At 59.8% G+C, this 18,231-nt stretch carries 17 protein-coding genes; all 17 read right to left on the bottom strand.

Annotated features, from left to right (window positions below):
- Positions 1-3: 3 nt before the first annotated feature.
- The 17 genes from JW799_RS19110 to spoIIP all read right to left on the bottom strand — a co-directional run bounded on the left by JW799_RS19110 (position 4) and on the right by spoIIP (position 18,057).
- Positions 4-777: an RsmE family RNA methyltransferase gene (locus JW799_RS19110; RefSeq protein WP_080840544.1), complete on the bottom strand. Its 774-nt coding sequence runs from the start codon at positions 775-777 to the stop codon at positions 4-6.
- A 67-nt stretch (positions 778-844) separates the two neighbouring features.
- The gene (locus JW799_RS19105; RefSeq protein ID WP_205431201.1) at positions 845-1,567 is read right to left on the bottom strand and encodes a site-2 protease family protein; all 723 of its coding nucleotides are present in this window, start codon (positions 1,565-1,567) and stop codon (positions 845-847) included.
- A complete protein-coding gene (prmA, locus tag JW799_RS19100) occupies positions 1,564-2,556 on the bottom strand; it encodes a 50S ribosomal protein L11 methyltransferase (protein ID WP_205431199.1) in 993 nt (330 codons plus the stop codon). Before prmA ends, JW799_RS19105 begins: the two co-directional genes overlap by 4 nt.
- Before the next feature lie 119 nt (positions 2,557-2,675).
- On the bottom strand, positions 2,676-2,960 hold the full coding sequence (locus JW799_RS19095) for a hypothetical protein (RefSeq protein WP_080840547.1): 285 nt from the start codon (positions 2,958-2,960) through the stop codon (positions 2,676-2,678).
- Between the two features lie 5 nt (positions 2,961-2,965).
- Complete coding sequence (locus JW799_RS19090) at positions 2,966-3,145, bottom strand: YfhD family protein (RefSeq protein WP_080840548.1); 180 nt, start codon at positions 3,143-3,145, stop codon at positions 2,966-2,968.
- 126 nt (positions 3,146-3,271) lie between these two features.
- Complete coding sequence (gene dnaJ, locus JW799_RS19085) at positions 3,272-4,399, bottom strand: molecular chaperone DnaJ (RefSeq protein ID WP_080840549.1); 1,128 nt, start codon at positions 4,397-4,399, stop codon at positions 3,272-3,274.
- Between the two features lie 99 nt (positions 4,400-4,498).
- Positions 4,499-6,346 carry a molecular chaperone DnaK gene (gene dnaK / locus JW799_RS19080; protein ID WP_080840550.1) on the bottom strand — a complete coding sequence of 616 codons (1,848 nt, stop codon included), beginning with the start codon at positions 6,344-6,346 and terminating at the stop codon, positions 4,499-4,501.
- A gap of 54 nt (positions 6,347-6,400) precedes the next feature.
- Positions 6,401-7,009 carry a nucleotide exchange factor GrpE gene (gene grpE, locus JW799_RS19075; RefSeq protein WP_080840551.1) on the bottom strand — a complete coding sequence of 203 codons (609 nt, stop codon included), beginning with the start codon at positions 7,007-7,009 and terminating at the stop codon, positions 6,401-6,403.
- Between the two features lie 66 nt (positions 7,010-7,075).
- Positions 7,076-8,101 (bottom strand): heat-inducible transcriptional repressor HrcA, encoded by a 1,026-nt coding sequence (hrcA, locus tag JW799_RS19070; protein WP_080840552.1) that lies wholly within the window; start codon positions 8,099-8,101, stop codon positions 7,076-7,078.
- Between the two features lie 149 nt (positions 8,102-8,250).
- Positions 8,251-8,712, bottom strand: coding sequence for an N-acetyltransferase (locus JW799_RS19065; protein ID WP_080841054.1), 462 nt, complete (start codon positions 8,710-8,712; stop codon positions 8,251-8,253).
- Positions 8,713-8,850: 138 nt separating this feature from the next.
- On the bottom strand, positions 8,851-10,005 hold the full coding sequence (hemW, locus tag JW799_RS19060) for a radical SAM family heme chaperone HemW (RefSeq protein WP_240353748.1): 1,155 nt from the start codon (positions 10,003-10,005) through the stop codon (positions 8,851-8,853).
- Between the two features lie 124 nt (positions 10,006-10,129).
- On the bottom strand, positions 10,130-11,947 hold the full coding sequence (gene lepA, locus JW799_RS19055; protein WP_080840554.1) for a translation elongation factor 4: 1,818 nt from the start codon (positions 11,945-11,947) through the stop codon (positions 10,130-10,132).
- A 109-nt stretch (positions 11,948-12,056) separates the two neighbouring features.
- Positions 12,057-14,057, bottom strand: a complete 2,001-nt coding sequence (locus JW799_RS19050) for an endonuclease MutS2 (protein WP_205431188.1) — start codon at positions 14,055-14,057, stop codon at positions 12,057-12,059.
- Positions 14,058-14,487: 430 nt separating this feature from the next.
- Positions 14,488-15,216: a Crp/Fnr family transcriptional regulator gene (locus JW799_RS19045; RefSeq protein ID WP_080840556.1), complete on the bottom strand. Its 729-nt coding sequence runs from the start codon at positions 15,214-15,216 to the stop codon at positions 14,488-14,490.
- Positions 15,194-16,234 carry an HD-GYP domain-containing protein gene (locus JW799_RS19040; RefSeq protein ID WP_080840557.1) on the bottom strand — a complete coding sequence of 347 codons (1,041 nt, stop codon included), beginning with the start codon at positions 16,232-16,234 and terminating at the stop codon, positions 15,194-15,196. The genes JW799_RS19045 and JW799_RS19040 overlap by 23 nt, the downstream gene beginning before the upstream one ends.
- 135 nt (positions 16,235-16,369) lie before the next feature.
- A complete protein-coding gene (locus tag JW799_RS19035) occupies positions 16,370-16,777 on the bottom strand; it encodes a hypothetical protein (RefSeq protein WP_205431186.1) in 408 nt (135 codons plus the stop codon).
- Positions 16,774-18,057, bottom strand: a complete 1,284-nt coding sequence (gene spoIIP, locus JW799_RS19030; RefSeq protein ID WP_205431183.1) for a stage II sporulation protein P — start codon at positions 18,055-18,057, stop codon at positions 16,774-16,776. Before spoIIP ends, JW799_RS19035 begins: the two co-directional genes overlap by 4 nt.
- Between the last annotated feature and the right edge of the window lie 174 nt (positions 18,058-18,231).

The raw sequence follows: 18,231 nt of genomic DNA, 5'->3' as shown, positions 1-18,231 counted from the left end.
GGATCATCCTCCCATTTCTCCGGATTCGTACGCGATGCAAGCAAGCGCCACAAGCGCGGCCGTCTCCGTCCTTAATATGCGGCGGCCCAGACCGACCGCCGTCGCCCCGTTGGCCTCTGCTTCCTCCGCCTCCCTGGGGTCGAAGCCGCCCTCGGGACCGACGACGAGCAGAACGCTCGGATCGTTCCGGCCGTCCGCGGCGAACCGGTTCTTCAAAGCGGCTAGCGCAGGCTGAAGTCCCGCACCGCTTCGCCCTTCCTCTTCGTAGCAGAGCAGCACCGAATCGAATTCGCGGAACGAAGCCAGCAGCTCCTTCCACGAGATGACGGGCTTAACCTCCGGCACGATCGAGCGGTGCGATTGCTCGGCCGCCTCCTTGGCGATCGTGCGCCAACGCGCGAGCCGCTTCCCTTCCTTGCGCTCGTCGTACTGGACGATCGTCCTTCTGGAAACGAACGGCTGAAACCGGGCGGCGCCCGCCTCGGTTCCCTTCTGAATGACGGTTTCCAGCTTGTCTCCTTTCGGCAAGCTTTGGGCGACGGCGACGCGCCACGCCATTTCCGAGCCCGAATCGATCCATTCGAGCAACGTGCCGGCAACGGCGCCCGTCCCGATCGTATCGATCCGAACCTTCGCTTCCCGTCCGGCACCGTCGCAAGCGATAAAAACGTCCCCCGGCTTCGCCCGCATCACCGCGCTCAAATGACGGGCATCCTCGCCCGCCAGCGTCACGCCGGCTTCGCCGAATTGGCCGGGAGCGACGAAATAGCGCTGCATGTCTCAAGCCCCCCGCTTTTTTCTACCCTTCATCATACCTCGTTTGCCGATATGGCGCCACCTTCGATTAGAGCGCCCAGCCGAGCATATAGCCCAGCGTCCGGACGATGACCGAATTTCCGGCGTTTCCGAACAGGCTCGAGAGCAGCCCGTTCATTGCCTCCTGAATCGGCGCGGCCAGCGAAAACAACGGCGTGATTGTGGCGTTGCGCAGCGGCGGAATGAACACGAGCAGCAAGAAGACGAACATCCCCCACTGCTCGTTCTGGCTCATTTTAAGACGTACGTTAAGCGGCGCGAACTCCTCGACGATCCGGTAGCCGTCCAGCGGCGGCAGCGGGATCAGATTAAACAAAAAAAGGATGACGTTAATATGAAGCCAGTAGGACATGAAAGTCGACACCGTTTCCAGCATCGCCTGCGACGGGGCTTCCAGCGCCCCGACCGCAACCAGAACATAAAGGACGAGAAGTCCCAGAAAGGCGAGCAGCAAATTGCTGACGGGTCCCGCGGCCGTCACGGCGACGCTCATCAGCCTCGGACGGCGAAACCGGCTTCTGCGGACCGGAACCGGCTTCGCCCAGCCGAACCCCGCAATGAGCAAAAACAAGATGCCGAACAAATCCAGATGGGCCATCGGATTGAGCGTGACCCGGCCTTGCTCGTAGGCGGTCGGATCGCCGAACTTCCAGGCCGTCCACGCATGCGCGAATTCGTGCACCGTAAAAGCAAGCAGCATCGTCAGGACGATGAACGGCAGATGCTCGAGCGGGTACCAGAGAAAATTCATTCCGCGTCTCCCTTCGGCTTGCCCGCCACGAACGCGATCCAGTCGTCCTGGCGGACCCGGTCGACGATTTCGAAGCCTGCGGCGAGCAGCGCGGCTTCCACGTCGGCTTCCTTGTTTTTGTAAATGCCGCTGGCAATGTAAATCCCGCCCGGCTTCAGCACGTCCATCACGTCGGAAACGAACAAAAGAATGATCTCGGCGAGAATGTTCGCCACGACGATATCGACGGGCGGGCGAACGGAGCCGCTCTCCCGCGTCTCCTCCCTCTCCGCCGATCGGAGCACGCCGAGAAGATCGCTTTTCCTGACTTCGATTGCGCCTTCCAGGCCGTTCAGCGCCGCGTTTTGCTCCGCGCTCGTCACCGCCACCGGATCGAGGTCGACGGCCAGCACCCGCTCGGCCCCGAGCCGGATGGCGCCGATCGCGAGGATGCCGGACCCCGTGCCGACGTCGATCACCGTCTCCCCGCCGGAAATGGCGCCTTCGAGCGTGCGCAGGCAAAGCGCGGTCGTCGGATGCGTTCCCGTGCCGAACGCCATGCCCGGATCGAGCTCGATGATCAGCTCGCCGGGCCGCGCTTCGTACTCCTCCCACGTCGGCTTGATCGTCAAACGATCGGTTACCGCGATCGGCTTGAAATATTTCTTCCACGCATGCGCCCAGTCTTCCTCGTCCACCTCGGCTACGCCGATCCGGAATTGTCCCGCGTCGAAGCCGAATTCGGGCAATCCGGGCAGCAGCCTCTCAAGCTCCGCGGCGACCCCGTTCGCATCGGTGTCCTCCGAAAAATAACCTTTAATATAAGCGTAGCCCGCAGGGATGTCGTTGAGCGGCTTGTCGTACCATTGGCCGTAAGACGTATCCCTCGGCTTGTCGGGCGTCCACGATTCCTCGATCGATACGCCTCCCGCCCCCAGCTCGTGAAGATAATTGGCGATAATATCCTGCGAATCCTCCGCCGCGAAGACGGTCACTTCAAACCAACGCACAGCTTTTCCTCCCTGATTCAAACGGCACTCCGATTGACGGTTCATTGACCTTCATTATACACGCTTCGCGGAAGAGGACGCAAAAAAACGCCTGGGCCCTGCGGCCCGGCGCTTCAAACTCAAGGGGCTTCCGATCGAACTTGGCCGCCGGCTTGCTCGATGACGGTCCTGGCTTGCCGCGCCGCGGCCGCCGGCACCTGCACGGACAGGCTGAACGCCTCTGCGGAATCGGCTTCTCCGAGCTCGCCGGAAGCTTCGATTCCTTGATCCCCGGGAAGCGAACCCGCTTCTCCGCCGAGCCGTTCCATTCGGAACCGGTCGGCGCGAAGAGCCGCCAGTTTGCGGACCGCCCGCTCCGCCTGATCCTGCGACGGAAAACTGGCGGCCATCGATACCATGTCCATCGCGCTTATTCCCCTTTATACAAGGCCGCGCGGCGATCCGCTTCCTCGGCTCTTTGCTGCGCTTCCAGATCGTCTTCGTCCGCCAGCTCCTGGGAAAACTCCACGTCCTCGGCCGAAGCAACCGGAAGCTTGGCGGGCGGATTCGAACGAAACGGCTTCTGGTTAAAGAAATCGCGTAAGCTCATCGTCGATCCATCCTTTGATTTGTAGTTTGCCTCAGTTAAGTAGCATGCGCGGTCGCTTTCGCGGCTATGCACGGCAAAGAGCCCCCTTCCGCGCAAACGGCGGGCAGGAGGCCGGGGAACGGGCGATCAGTCGCCTAAAATCGCTTTTTTCATGCGTTCGAAAATGTTCGAGGGGTGCTGCTCCTGCGTCGATTCCCCGCTCTTGGCGGCAAAATCGCGCAGCAGATCCTTCTGGGCGTCGGACAGGTTGGTCGGCGTCACGATCGTCACCTTGACGTGCTGGTCGCCTTGCCCGTAGCCGCGAAGCTTCGGCACGCCCTTTCCCTTGAGCCGGAAATACGTGCCCGTCTGGGTTCCGGCCGGAATTTTGAGCTTGACCTTTTCCGTCAACGTCGGAACTTCGATCTCGTCGCCGAGCGCCGCCTGCACGAACGTAAGCGGCACTTCGCAATAGATGTCGTCTCCTTCGCGTTCGAAAAACTCGTGCTCCTTCACCCGAAGAACGAGGTAAAGATCGCCCGGGGGCCCTCCGCGCACGCCGGCTTCCCCTTCGCCGCTGACGCGAAGCTGGGCGCCGTCGTCGACGCCTGCCGGAATTTTGACGTGGATTTTCCGCTGGCGTTTCACTTGGCCGCTGCCGCCGCAAGTCCCGCAGCGCTCGCGGATCGTCTTGCCGCGCCCGCCGCAAGCGGAACATACCCTGCGGTTGACGATGCGCCCGAACGGCGTATTCTGCACGACTTCTTCCTGGCCGGTGCCCCGGCAGGAGGAACAGGTGTCCACTTTCGAGCCGGGCTTCGCGCCGCTGCCGTGGCACGTGTCGCAAGTTTCGGTGCGGGGAATGGTCAAATCCGTTTCCTTGCCGAAAACCGCTTCCTTGAACGTAAGGGTCATCGTATATTGCAAATCGTTCCCGCGCTGAGGAGCGTTCGGATCGCGCCGGCCGCCGCCGCCGAAAAACATATCGAAAATGTCGCCGAAGCCGCCCGCGAAATCGCCGGCCCCGCCAGCTCCGCCGCCGAAGCCCGCCATCGGATCCTGATGACCGTACTGGTCGTAGCGCGCGCGCTTCTGAGGATCGCTCAAAACGTCGCTCGCTTCCTTGACCTCCTTGAATTTCGCTTCGGCATCGGGCGCCTTGTTGACGTCGGGATGGTACTGGCGAGCGAGTTTCCGATAGGCTTTTTTGATATCTTCGGCCGAAGCGTTCCGGTCGACCCCCAGCACTTCGTAATAGTCTCGTTTCTCTGCCACTGCTCCGCCTCCTCATGAGGAAAGTCAAAGCCGTTTCGGTCGCCGGTCCGGCAACGGAAACGAGCTTTGACTTCGATCAGGCTTTCGTTTTGGTTGTGCTTATTTCTTGTCTTCGTCCACGACTTCGTAATCCGCGTCGACGACGTTGTCTTTTTTGGCGGGGCCGCCGTCGGCAGCCGCTCCCGCCGCGCCTTGCGAGGCTTGCGCGTCCGCGGCCGCCTGCTCGTAGAGCTTGACGGACAGCTGCTGCACGATTTGCGTCAGCTCGTCGGTCGCCGCTTTGATCTCGTCGAGATTTTCGCCTTCAAGCGCTTTTTTCAATTTTTCTTTGGCGGCGTCCGCTTTCTCGACTTCGCCCGGATCGGCTTTCTCGCCGAGATCCTTGATCGTCTTCTCCACCGTGTACACGAGCTGGTCGGCGTTGTTTTTCGTTTCGATCAGCTCGCGGCGCTTCGCGTCTTCCTCGGCGTGAAGCTCGGCTTCCTTCTGCATCCGGTCGATTTCTTCCTTGCTCAGGCCGCTCGAGGACGTGATCGTGATTTTTTGGCTTTTGCCCGTGCCTTTGTCGAGAGCCGATACGTTGACGATGCCGTTGGCGTCGATATCGAATTTGACCTCGATTTGCGGGATGCCGCGCGGCGCCGGCGGAATGTCGCTCAGGATGAAGCGGCCGAGCGTCTTGTTGTCGCGGGCCATCGCGCGTTCGCCCTGCAGGACGTGAATTTCGACCTGCGTCTGGTTGTCCGCGTACGTCGAGAACACCTGCGATTTTTCCGTCGGGATCGTCGTGTTGCGGTCGATCATCTTCGTCATGACGCCGCCCGCCGTTTCGATGCCGAGCGACAGCGGCGTCACGTCGAGGAGAACGACGTCCTTCACGTCGCCGGTCAGAACGCCCGCTTGCACGGCGGCGCCCAGGGCGACGACTTCGTCCGGGTTGACGCCTTTGTGCGGTTCCTTCCCGGTCAATTTCTTGATCGCTTCCTGGACGGCCGGAATCCGCGAGGAACCGCCGACGAGAACGACCTTGTCGATCTCGGAAGCGCTGAGGCCCGAATCCGCAAGCGCCTGGCGCGTCGGAGCCATCGTGCGCTCGACGAGCGATTCGGTCAATTCGTCGAATTTGGCGCGGGTCAGGTTAAGCTCCAAGTGCTGCGGAACGCCGTCGACCATCGTGATGAACGGCAGCGAAATCGTCGTGCTCAGCACGCCGGACAGTTCCTTTTTCGCTTTTTCCGCCGCGTCTTTCAGCCGCTGCACGGCCGCGCGGTCTTTCAGCAGATCGACGCCGTGCTCTTTTTTGAATTCGGCGCTGAGCCATTCCATGATCGCCTGGTCGAAATCGTCGCCGCCGAGATGGTTGTCCCCGCTCGTCGCCTTGACTTCGAAGAAGCCGGAGCCGAGTTCGAGAATGCTGACGTCGAACGTGCCGCCGCCGAGGTCGAAGACGAGAATCGTCTGGTCTTCTTGCTTCTCCAGGCCGTATGCGAGCGCGGCCGCCGTCGGTTCGTTCACGATCCGGAGCACTTCGAGGCCTGCGATCGCGCCCGCGTCCTTCGTTGCCTGGCGCTGGCTGTCGTTGAAGTAGGCCGGAACGGTAATGACCGCTTGCGTGACCGGCTGCCCCAAATACGCTTCCGCGTCGGCTTTGAGCTTCTGCAGGATCATCGCCGAAATTTCTTGCGGCGTATATTCCTTGTCTTCGATTTTTACTTTATAGTTGGTGCCCATATGGCGCTTGATCGAAATGACCGTGCGGTCGGGGTTCGTAATGGCTTGGCGCTTCGCGGTTTCGCCGATCGTGCGCTCGCCGTCTTTTTTGAAGCCGACGACCGACGGGGTCGTGCGGTTGCCTTCCGGATTGGGAATGACGACGGCTTCGCCGCCTTCCATAACCGCGACGCAGGAGTTTGTCGTCCCCAGGTCGATCCCGATTACTTTGCTCATGTCAAATCTTCCTCCTCACATCGTCCTGCGGATTTGCTATTGTTCTAAGTATGTTTATTGGCTGACCTTGACCATGGCCGGGCGAAGCACTTTGTCCTTCAGCATATAGCCCGTCTGAACGACCTCGACGACGATTCCTTCGCCGTATTCTTCGGATTCGACCTGCATGATCGCCTGATGGACTTCCGGATCGAACGGCTGGCCGACCGGTTCCATCGCTTTAAGGCCTTCGTTCTCCAGCACTTGGCTGAGCTGGCGGTATATCATTTCGATTCCTTTGGATAAAGCGCCGTCGTCCGTCGCCTCTCCTCCGGCTTTCAATGCGCGCTGGAAATTGTCCACGACCGGCAGCAGTTCGCCGATCAGCTTCGCCGATGCGTACTTGGACAGCTCCTCTTTTTCTTTCAACGTGCGACGGCGGAAATTGTCGAAATCCGCTTGCGCCCGCAAAAAACGCTGATAGTTGTCATCCGCCTGCCGCTGCAGCTCCTGGATTCGCGAATCCTCTTCGTTCGCGGCGGTTTCCGCGGCTTCGGGCTCGGCAGTCCGGTCCGCTTCCGCCTGTTCGGGTTGCTGCGTCCCCGCTTCCGTAGCGGCTTCCGTTTCCATTGCGGCTTCGGCCGCTTCCTCGCGTTGCTGCTCCATCTTTTCGGACTCCTTCATCTCTTGACTGCTCACGCACCCATCACCTCCTTACCCTGCCTCCCGGCAGCGGCGCGTATACTCTTCTCATTTATACCAGCGGCTCCACAGTTTGGTTACGTCGTTGGACAAAAATTCGAGAAGATGAATGACTTTGCCGTATTCCATCCGGGTCGGTCCGAGAATGCCGATCGTTCCCAGCGATTGCCCGTCCAGGGAAATCGTCGCCGTGATCAGGCTGCAGGAATTGATCTCCTCCACCGCATTCTCCGTGCCGATGCGTACCTGAATGCCCTCGGGAAGCGCATGGAAAAGCTGCATCAGCTTCGACGTCTCCTCGAGCGTATCCAAAATGCCTTTCACCTTGCCGACGTCCTTGAATTCGGGCTGCGTCAAAATATTGGTCGCCCCGCTTAAAAAGACGTGCGGCTCCGTTTCGTCGGACAGCGTCTTGCCCAGCATATCGAGAATTTGCTCGCACCGGTCGACGAACCGCCTCAGCTCGCGGGCCACCTCGGTGTGAAGCACCGACTTGATCCGGACGAACGGGACCCCCGTCAGCTTGTCGTTGAGCAAATTGACGATTTTCTGAATGTCGCCCATCTGGATGCCTTCCGGAATCGTGACGGTCTTATGCTCGACGTGCCCCGTGCTCGTGACGATAATCGCCACGGCGGAACTGTCGTTAAGCGGCACCAGCTGGAAGTGCTTCAGCGTCGTGCTGAACATTTCCGGCCCGAGCACGATGGACGTATAGTTGGTCAGTTGCGACACGATCGTCGCCGCCTGGTTGATGACGCCTTCCCAATGGTTCATTTTCTCCGCGAAAAAGCTGTGCAGCTTGACGACATCCTCGTCGCTGACGCCGGCGAACGGAATCAGATGATCGACATAATAGCGATAACCTTTGACCGAAGGGACGCGGCCGGCCGACGTATGCGGCTGCTCCAGAAAGCCGAGCTCTTCCAAATCGGCCATCTCGTTGCGGATCGTCGCCGGACTGAAGCTGACGTCGCCCCTCTTGGAGATGCTTCGGGAACCGACCGGTTCCGCAGATCGGATATAGTCGTCGACAATGGCCGATAAAATCATCCTTTGACGTTCGGTCAACATCCGGCATTCCTCCTTCGGTCCGGTTCGTTAGCACTCTTAACGAATGAGTGCTAAACACTATATCAAAAATACCAAACCGCTGCCGCCGTTGTCAAGAATGAACCGGCACGATTTGGCATAATGACGAGTCTATTCGAAAGGCCGTACGGTCAAAAAAGAAGTTTTACGACTGCCGTTTCGTCGCAGCGATCGCGCTTGCTGCAATGAACGCAGTCGGTCCATACCTTTTCCGGGAAAATTTCTTTGTCGACGACGGAAAAGCCGTTTTTCACGAAAAAGTCGACCGCGTACGTAAGCGCCATAACCTTCGGCACGTTCAGCTTCCGCGCTTCGTCGAGCAGGGCGTTCACGATTTTCGTTCCGAGCCCCTGGCCCTTGTAGCCTTCGGCCATTCCCAGCGAACGGATTTCCACCAAGTCGGCGCCGAGCCGGAACAAGGAGCCGCAGCCGATCAGCCGTCCGCCCTCTTCGGCAACGACGAACGAATCGATATGGCGATGCAGCGCCTCCCTGGAACGGGGCAGCATAATGCCTTTCTCGGCGTATCCTTGGATCAGTTCGAACAGCGCGTCGACGTCGCCCGGCGACGCCTTGCGGCAGGTGATGATCATGTTCACGGGAATCCCTTCTTTTCGGCTTCCAAAATAGGTGATGTGAATAAATATACAACAAAGCGAATGAATTCTCAAGAGAGATTTGCGCATCATCCGCTATTTTTATTCACGGCTATTCGTCGAAAAAGACTCCCGTCACAGAAACGCCCCGAACACCTCGTTGCCCAGCGGCACGCCGCGCTCGGTCAGACGATAGCCGGCGGCCTCGCCTTCGCCGAACGGCTCCAGCAACCCTTGGCTTTGCAGCTTCGTCAGCACCTCGCCGAACACGTCCTCCGGCTCGGTCCCGCCGAATTGGGCGGCGAAATCCGCCCTCCGCACGCCCTGCCGAAGACGCAGTCCGACCATCATGAAATCCTCCATCGCCTCCCGCACCGACACCGGGTCGGTCGTCAGGCGCGGCAGCGCCCTCGCGGCCGCTTCGATATATGGCTGCACGCCTTTGATGTTCATATGGCGGATGCCGCGCGCGTAGCCGTGCGCTCCGGCGCCGAGCCCGTAATACGGCTCGTTCCGCCAATAAACGGAGTTATGCTTGCTCTCGAAGCCGGGACGCGCGAAGTTGCTGATTTCGTAATGGTCGTAGCCGGCCGCGCCGAGACGTTCGCGAAGGTGGGCGTACATCGCCACCTCGACGTCCTCTTCCGGAAGCGGCAGCTCGCCCCACTCGTACAGCCGGTGGAACAGCGTGTTTTCCTCCACTTTCAGGCTGTACAGCGAGTAGTGCGGCAGATCGAGCTCGAGCGCCCGGGATACGCTGTCGGCAAGCTGCTCGAGCGTTTGGTTAGGCAGCCCGAACATCAGGTCGATCGACAGATTGGAAAATCCGGCGCGGCGGGCGTTCGCAATGCTGTTCACGACATCGCGCGCCTCGTGAATCCGGCCGATCGCGGCGAGCAGCTTGTCGTCGAACGACTGGGCGCCGAAGCTGATCCGGTTCACGCCGCCCGCCAGCATCGCCTCCAGCTTGGCGGGATCGGTCGTGCCCGGATTCGCTTCCATCGTAAACTCGGCGTCCGCGGCAATCGGAAAATGCCGGGCCACCGCCTGAAGAAACCGCGCCATCTGCCGCGGATCCAGAACGGTCGGGGTGCCGCCGCCCACGAAGACGGTCCGGACCGTCTCGGGAGGCAGCAGCCGGGCCGTTTGCTCCATTTCCTTTTCCAGGGCGTCCAAATAGGCGTCCACCGGCTGGCCGTCGACGACGTACGAGTTGAAATCGCAATAAAAGCATTTGTTCGTGCAAAAGGGAATGTGGATATAAAGCGCGCGCGGGGTCCACGCGTGCAAGGGCACGGACGCTTCGCCTTGCGCGTTGCCGTTGGGCGCGAGGGTCACGATCTTCGCCTCCTTTTCTTCCGGGAACGGGAAAAGCGCGGACTTGAAGCCGCGCCCTTCCCAACTTGTTCCTGCTTTAATTTTCGTCGATTTTCAGGACGGCCATGAACGCTTCCTGCGGCACTTCGACGTTGCCGACCTGCTTCATCCGCTTTTTGCCCTCTTTTTGCTTTTCGAGCAGCTTCCGCTTCCGGGAAATGTCGCCGCCGTAGCATTTGGCGAGAACGTTTTTGCGCATGGCCTTGATCGTCTCCCGGGAGATGATCTTCTGGCCTACGGCCGCCTGGATTGGGACCTCGAACATTTGTCTCGGGATGAGCTCCTTCAGCTTCTCGCAAATGACGCGCCCGCGCTGGTAGGCGCGATCCTTGTGCACGATGAACGACAGGGCGTCGACCTGTTCGCCGTTCAGCAGGATGTCCATCTTCACCAGCTTCGACTGGCGGTAGCCCGACAGCTCGTAATCGAACGAGGCGTAGCCCTTCGTGCTCGATTTCAATTGGTCGAAGAAATCGTAGACGATTTCCGCGAGCGGAATTTCGTATTTCAGCGTGACGCGGTTGGCGTCGAGATATTGCATGTCGATGAATTCGCCGCGCTTGCCCTGGCACAGCTCCATGATGGCGCCGACGAAATCTTTCGGCACGATGACGGAAGCTTTGACGTACGGCTCCTCGACGAACTCGAGCTTGCCCGCCTCCGGATATTCCGACGGGTTGGAAATTTCCAGTTGCTGGCCGTTCGTCAGCGTCACTTTGTAAATAACGCTCGGCGCCGTCGTAATGAGCGGAATGTTGAATTCCCGCTCGATCCGCTCCTGGATGATTTCCATGTGCAGCATGCCGAGGAAGCCGCAGCGGAAGCCGAAGCCGAGCGCCTGCGACGTCTCCGGCTCGAACTGCAGCGAGGCGTCGTTCAGCACGAGCTTCTCCAGCGCGTCGCGCAAATCGTTGTAGTCCGAGGAATCGATCGGATACAAGCCGCAGTACACCATCGGGTTGATTTTGCGGTAGCCCGGCAGTTGCTCCTTCGTCGGGTTTTTCGCGTCGGTGATCGTATCGCCGACGCGGGTGTCCTTCACGTTCTTGATCGAGGCCGTAATGAAGCCGACGTCGCCGGGACCCAATTCGTCCACGATCGTCGCGCGCGGCTTGAACGTCCCGACTTCGACGACGTCGAACGTCGCGCCCGTCGCCATGAACCGGATCGGCGTGCCCGCGCGGATCGTGCCGTCGATAACGCGAATATAGCAGATAACGCCCTTGTACGCATCGTAGTACGAGTCGAAAATGAGCGCCTTGAGCGGCGCGTCCGGGTCGCCGCTCGGCGCGGGAACCTTCTGCACGACCTGCTCCAGAATTTCCTTGATGCCGATCCCGTTTTTGGCGGAGGCCAGCACCGCCTCGCTCGCGTCGAGGCCGATGACGTCCTCCACTTCCTGCCGGACCCGCTCGGGCTCCGCGCTCGGAAGGTCGATCTTGTTGATGACCGGCAGGATTTCCAGGTTGTTGTCCAGCGCCAAATAGACGTTGGCGAGCGTTTGCGCTTCGATGCCTTGCGCCGCGTCGACGATGAGCAGCGCCCCTTCGCAAGCGGCCAGGCTGCGCGACACTTCATATGTGAAATCGACGTGTCCGGGGGTATCGATCAAGTGCAGCGTATACGTCTCTCCGTCGTCCGCCTTGTATTCCAGCCGCACGGCCTGCAGCTTGATCGTAATGCCCCGCTCCCGTTCCAGATCCATCGAGTCGAGCACCTGGTCCTGCATTTCGCGCGAAGACAGCGCGCCGGTATATTCCAAAATTCGGTCGGCCAGCGTCGACTTCCCATGGTCGATATGCGCGATGATGCAAAAATTTCGAATATGGCTTTGTTTGGATCGAATGTCTGCCATCAGAACCTCCACCGGCGTTTACCTCATATGCCTATCCCGTTAATTATAGCAAGGGAAGTCCGGGGCGGCAATGAGCGGTTCCCGGGAGTCCCGGATCGCCCGCTCCCGCTCAGCCGTCCTCGGGCGGCTTCTCGATCCGGACGCCTTCGACATGGCGCTTGCTCATCGCTTTGCGCTTTTTCCGGTTTTCGACGGTCTCGAACACGATGTCCATATCGTAATTCTCCGGATACAAATGCTTTCCTTCTATATATAGGTTCACCCGCTTCCGGTTGATTTTGATTTTCTCCTTGCGGACCTGGACGATCAGATTGCCGCGTTCGTCGGGCAGCCGGTACACGATGCCGCTCGTCCGCATGCTTGGAATCCAGACGGCGTCGCCCGCCTGCAGCGGGCGGTCGGCTGCAGCATCGCCGGCATGCGGCTCGTCGGCTTCGGCCGCTTTCGTTGCGCTCGGCGAAGCCGGACGGCTCGTTCCCCGTCTCGGCTTCCTGTCCGACCGCCGCCCGTTCGCTCGCGCGGTCGCCGGCGGAGCCGCCGGGGGCGGCGCGGCGCCGGGGATCGCGGCATGCGCGCCGCCCCGCTTCAGGCTTTTCGCGATCGCCCGGGCGCGGCCGATGATGTCCTCGCCGATGCCGAGCTTGCGCGCGATGACGAACGCGTAGCTGTTGCCCGCCTCGCCCATCTCGAGCCGGTACAGCGGCCGCAGCGTCTCCTCGTCGAACGCCATCCGGGCGTTGCGGAAGCCCGGGGCGGCGCGCGCGTATTCCTTGATTTCGTTGAAATGCGTCGTGGCGGCGACAACGGCCCCCCGCCGATGAAGCTCCTCCAGCACGGCGATCGAAAGGCCGACGCCTTCGCCCGGATCGGTTCCGGTCGCGAGCTCGTCGAGCAGGACGAGCGAATCCGGGCCCGCTTCGGCCAAAATGCCGATGACGTTCGTCAAATGGGACGAAAAGGTGCTGAGCGAACGATCCAGGCTTTGGCCGTCGCCGATGTCGGCGGCGACGGACCGAAAGACGGCGAGCTCGCTGCCGGCTTCGGCGGGAACGAGCAGGCCGGACTGGGCCATCAGCGTCAGCAGGCCGATCGTTTTGAGCGCGACCGTTTTGCCTCCGGTATTCGGCCCGGTGATAAGCAGCGAGCGGTACTCCCCGCCTACCGCCACGTTCAGCGGAACGGCCTTGCCGGCCAGAAACGGATGCCGGGCTCCCCGCAGCTCGATTTTTCCCGTTTCGTTCAACTCCACGTTCCGGCCGTCGACGGCGAGCGCCCATTTCGCTTTCGCGAACAAAAAGTCGTAATAGCCGACCGCTTCCACGTTCACCGACAGCTCATGGGCGTACCTTTCGGCCGTCTCGGTCAGGCCGGCCAGCACCTGCAGCTCTTCCCTGCTTTCGTCCGCGCGCAGCGACGCCAGCTCCGCCTGCAGCCCGGCCGCTTCCGCCGGTTCGACGAACACGGTTTGCCCGCTGGCGGATTCGTCAAGCGCAATGCCCGGAACCCGCTTGCGGTATTCCTTTTTGACCGGGAGCACGTAACGCCCGTTCCGCTGCCCGATCAGCCGTTCCTGCAGGATAGATCCATGTCTGGACAGCAGGCTTTCCAGACGCTTGCGCAGCTTCTCGTCGGCCATGCGGATTTTTTTTCGCGTGCCGGCAAGCCCCGGGCTCGCCTCGTCGACGATGCGTCCCCGGTCGATGCTGCCTTCGATCGCGGACCTCAGCTCCTGCAGGTCGTGCAAGGATGCGGCATAAGCCGCGACGGTCGGGGCGACGGCCGTTTTGGATTCCATGAAGCGGCGGAGCTGGCCGCAGCTTCGAATGAACTTCGCCACGTGTTCAAGCTGGCGTTCCGAAAAAATATACCCCGTTCCGAGAAGCCCCATCGCTTCCTCCATTCCTTCCAGCGACGGGAGCGGCACGTTCGATCCTTTCTCGATAAGGGCGCGCGCTTCGCTTGTTTCCGCGAGGCGAACCTTTATGACCCCGATATCGGTCATCGGACGCAATTGCTCCGCGAGCTTTCTTCCCGGATACGTTTGCGCATAGGACGTCAGCTGCTGGATCGCTTTCGGATATTCAAGTTTTTCGAACGAATTCGGATTCATGTCTCATAACCTCCATAAAGGATTTTGGGTACAAAAAAACAGGCCGCAGCCGTTGCCAATAGGCAAAAGCTCGCAGCCTGCTGAAGGGATCGGAACCCGTTTGCGCGCAGACGAATGCCTGCGCGCGAACGCAAAAAACCGCGCCCGTAAGAGCGCGGTCTCCAAGTTCCGATCATGCCGTTTCGGCAGGGGCGGACTTCGCCGGTTCTTGACTGGTCATTGAACCCGCCTGCGGCAAACGAAATAAACCGAACTCATTCGGCCTGCTTCGGCTTGTGCCGCGATAAACGGGATATCCAATTGATCAGTTAAGAACCTCGACCCGCATGAAAATTTCCCCTTGAAACGAATTTCTTCTATAATATGACGAAAATGGATTCATGTCAACAAGCGAATGCGAAAAGAGCTTCGCAGCGGGTCCAGTTCCCCCTTACAGCTCCTCTTCGAGCCTGGCTTCCAGCAGCGCCGGATCGTTCAAATAGATCATGCGGTGCCGCAGGGCAATCAGTCCCTCTTCCTGCAGCTCGTGCACGATTTTCGATACCGTCTCGCGAACGGCCCCGACCATGTCGGCCAATTGCTGATGCGTAATCCGGACCGGAACCGGCGCCCGTCCGTCCGGAAGGGAAGCCTGCCTGCCCAAAGCGAGCAATCTTTTCATGATGCGCGCCCTCACGCTGAGAAACGTCAAATCGTAAATTTGCCGGTTTGCTTTGCTCAGCCGGTCCATCGTGCAAACCAGCAGATGCTGAAGCAAATTCCGATCTTGCCCGAACAAGGTCAGAAAATCCTGCTTCTTCAACGTATAGACGCGAACGGCCGTCAGCGCTTCCGCGGCCGTGGAGCGGCCCGCTTCCGGATTGATCAGCGCCATTTCGCCGAAATAGTCGCCTTCGCCGAGCGTGCTCAACACGACTTTTTTCGTTTTGTTCAACGTAAAGACGCTGACGCTTCCCGACAGGATAAAATAAATTTCTTCTCCGAAGCTGCCCTCCAAAAAAATGAGGCTGCCTTTGGGGTAGCTTTTTTCGACGATGCGGGACGCGACCGGCTCCAGCGCCTCCGGCGCGATTTCCTTGAAAAAAGGAAAGACGGATCGGAGCCGCGCGACCGACACGGCGCGTTTGATGCTTGGATTAGACGACTTCTGACTGTGCATCCAACACTTCCTCAATCATAAAGGTGGTATATTCCATCAAGTTCAATCGGGTTCCGAACTGCTGCAGCTTGACGACCGGCCGGTACGAGTGTCCGCGGTTTTGCTCGCAGACGGTTCCTTTCAGTCCGCCCGTCAGCCTTACGGCGGTGCCTACCGGATAAGGCTGGTAAGCCTTCAGGAATGCCCGGACAATCCGGTGATCGAAGGCGGAATCGACTTTGGCCATCACGTACTCGATCTCTTCGCCCGGCTGCCGATGGACGAGCCGGTCATGGACGAAGTAGTCGAATTCGCTGCAAATGCCGACGATTTGCGCCGCCTCTTCGAATTCCTCTCCGCCGATCCCGTACGGAAACCCGCGTCCGTCGATTTGCTCGTGGTGCTGGAGCACCATCTTCAGGGAAGCCGAAGGAATTTCCGGAATTTTGCGCAGCCGTTCATGGCCGAGCACGGGATGCTTGATGTACAGGTCTCCCTGGCCGTTCGGCCGAACAAGCCCGATATCGTGCAGCAGGCTTCCGATGGCGACATCCCGCAGTTGCAGTTCCTTATAGCCGAGCGCCTTGGCCGTCAGCATCGCCAAAAAACAAACGTTCACGCTGTGACGGGAAAGACACGACGGTTCGGCATGAAAATCCCCGTAGTGCATCGCCATCTCGCCGTCGCTCATGACCGAGACGGTCGCATGCTTGGCCCAGGCCATCAGCGAGGCGACCGGAATCGGTTTGTCGTTTTGCACTGCCTGGAAAATGCTGCCCAGCAGTTCTTCGGTCGCGATTCGCAGCTGCCGCTTGGACGCCGCCGGCTTCGGCGGCACCTTCGGTTCCTTCGGTTCCTTCGGCTCGCTTTCGGGAGAGCCTTGAACGTACAGCTGCGAGATCCCTCTTTTTTTGATTCCCTCTATTAAACGATCCGTCAGTTTAACGCCCTGCTGAAGCATAAGGCGTCCATCCCGATCGCACAAACTTTGGGCCAGACTATCCCCTTCCTTAAGCTCGAACACCGTAACCAATCGCATAAAGCCCACTCCTCAAATCCTTCAATTCATGTCGAATGACCTATCCGACAACCAAATGCTACCACACCCCAAGTATATGTTCTGTAACCGCCATTACATTTTTTGTTCATTTCGGGTCTTTTGTCTTACCCTCCGTTATTCCGTCGCTTGATCGAACAAAGAAACGATGAACCGGATCCCGCTTTTGGAAAGCTGCTGAAGCGTTTCCGCCGTTTTTCCGGCCAGCCGGTCGACGACGGGCTCGCTGTCGTTGCGCGGAATCGTCGGCTCGGCTTCCGAATCGTACGCGATGCCGGGCGGCTCGTCCGCATACCTCTGTCCGGCAGGCGTCCCCTCTTCCGTTCGCTCCGCTCGTTCCCGCGCTTCCTCCGGCGCCGTTTCGGGATCCGGAACCGTCTCGCCCGCTCCTCCCGACCGGATCTCCTCCCCCTCCAGCGGCCCGTATACGTTCGATATCCCGCTCGAAGCCAATTCCATGCCGTACATCATCGCGAGCACGAGGAGCGCGGCGACGATCGAAAGCTTCCAAATGTCCCTTTTCATTTTCCGTCCCCTTTCGCAGACGATCCGCCGGAGGCGGCCGAAGCGTCCGCCTTGACCGCGTTCCGTTCGTCCCAGTATATTTCGGCGATCGCCTTGGCGAGGGCGTCGGCCGTCCGGTAGCATTCCGCGAGCGTGTTGTCGACGCCGCCGATTTCGATCAGGACGCTGTCCGGCGAAATGGATTGATTGTACTCCCCGTTGCCCGTGGCCGCCGTCTTCCCCCAAATGCCGCGGGAGAGGCCCGGGTATTTTTCCTCCAGCAGCTGATGAATCGAATTGGCGAACGCCTCGTTCTGCTCCCAGTTCGGGTTGCGGTGGCCGATGATGAAATACACCTGCGCGTACGAAACGCCGTCGATCGTCACCGTCGTCTTGCTGCGTCTCTGGGAGTCCCGGTGAATATCGAAAAAGTATTCGAGCTCCTTGTTTTCCGCCAGGGCGTCTTTGACCGTTTGATGCGAATACTTATAGGAATAATTCCAGTTGTAGTTTTGGACGGTTTCCGAATAATCCTCGTCGGAATAAACGGCGCCGATGCCGAGCTTTTCCAGCTGCTCGGCCATCCGTTTGCCGACGAGCGTAATGTTGACCGTTTTCGAGTTCGGATCCTTCGTCCCTTCCTTCAGTTCCGGAAACCACGATTCCTGATTGTGAGAATGATAGATGAACGCCACTTTGCGGCCGCCGGTCCCTTGTTCCGGATCCGGTTGTCCTTCCGTCCCGGGGGCCGGCGTCTCGGTCGGTTCGGGCTGACCGTCCGGAGGTTCGGCCGCTCCGCCATTTCCGTCCGGGGGCGTGCCCGCTTCCCCTCCTTCGGCATCCGGCGGCAGGTTATGTCCCGGACCGTGATCTTCGGGCGCTTCCGCTCCCCCGCCCGATCCGGGCCGCAGCAGGACGGCGCTGTCGCGGTTGACTCCGGGCATTTCCAACGCGAGCAGGCTTTTCGGGTCGTTCGGGTTCAGCTCGGTCATCCAGCGAACGAGGAAGGCGGCCAGCCGGGAAACCGGGACGCCGGAAGACTCCCTTTGCTTATCCATATGCGGCAGCTCCATTCCGAGAAGCGAAGAAAAGAAGGAGGCCGATACCGAAGAAGCGAATCCCTTCATCGTTTGCACGGGCGACGTCGCCAGCACGTTTTGCAGAATGCCCCCGAGACCGAGCATAAGCACGACGATCATCGAAACCAGGCTTAGCGTCAGGTAGGCTTTGCCGGTCACCAGCATCCTCCTGAACCGATATTTCATCCTCGGGCCTTGCGGCGCGAATGCGTTCCGTTTCATCTTCTTCCTCCCAGCCCCCCTGTCTCGCGGGCGATTCTCTCTTTTTGCGTTGATGGTCAAGTATATGAGAGAAACGAAAATGATAGAACCCGGAAGCTTCGGAGGTTGATAGAGCGAGAGGGCGCAATGCTTGAAGCGACGGAAGGATTATTGCGCTCGGAGAGCGAAAAAAGC

This window comes from Cohnella algarum (genome assembly GCF_016937515.1).
Classification (GTDB): Bacteria; Bacillota; Bacilli; order Paenibacillales; family Paenibacillaceae; genus Cohnella; species Cohnella algarum.
Note: the sequence above shows the minus strand (reverse complement) of the source record. Positions and strands in the feature narration are given on the sequence as shown.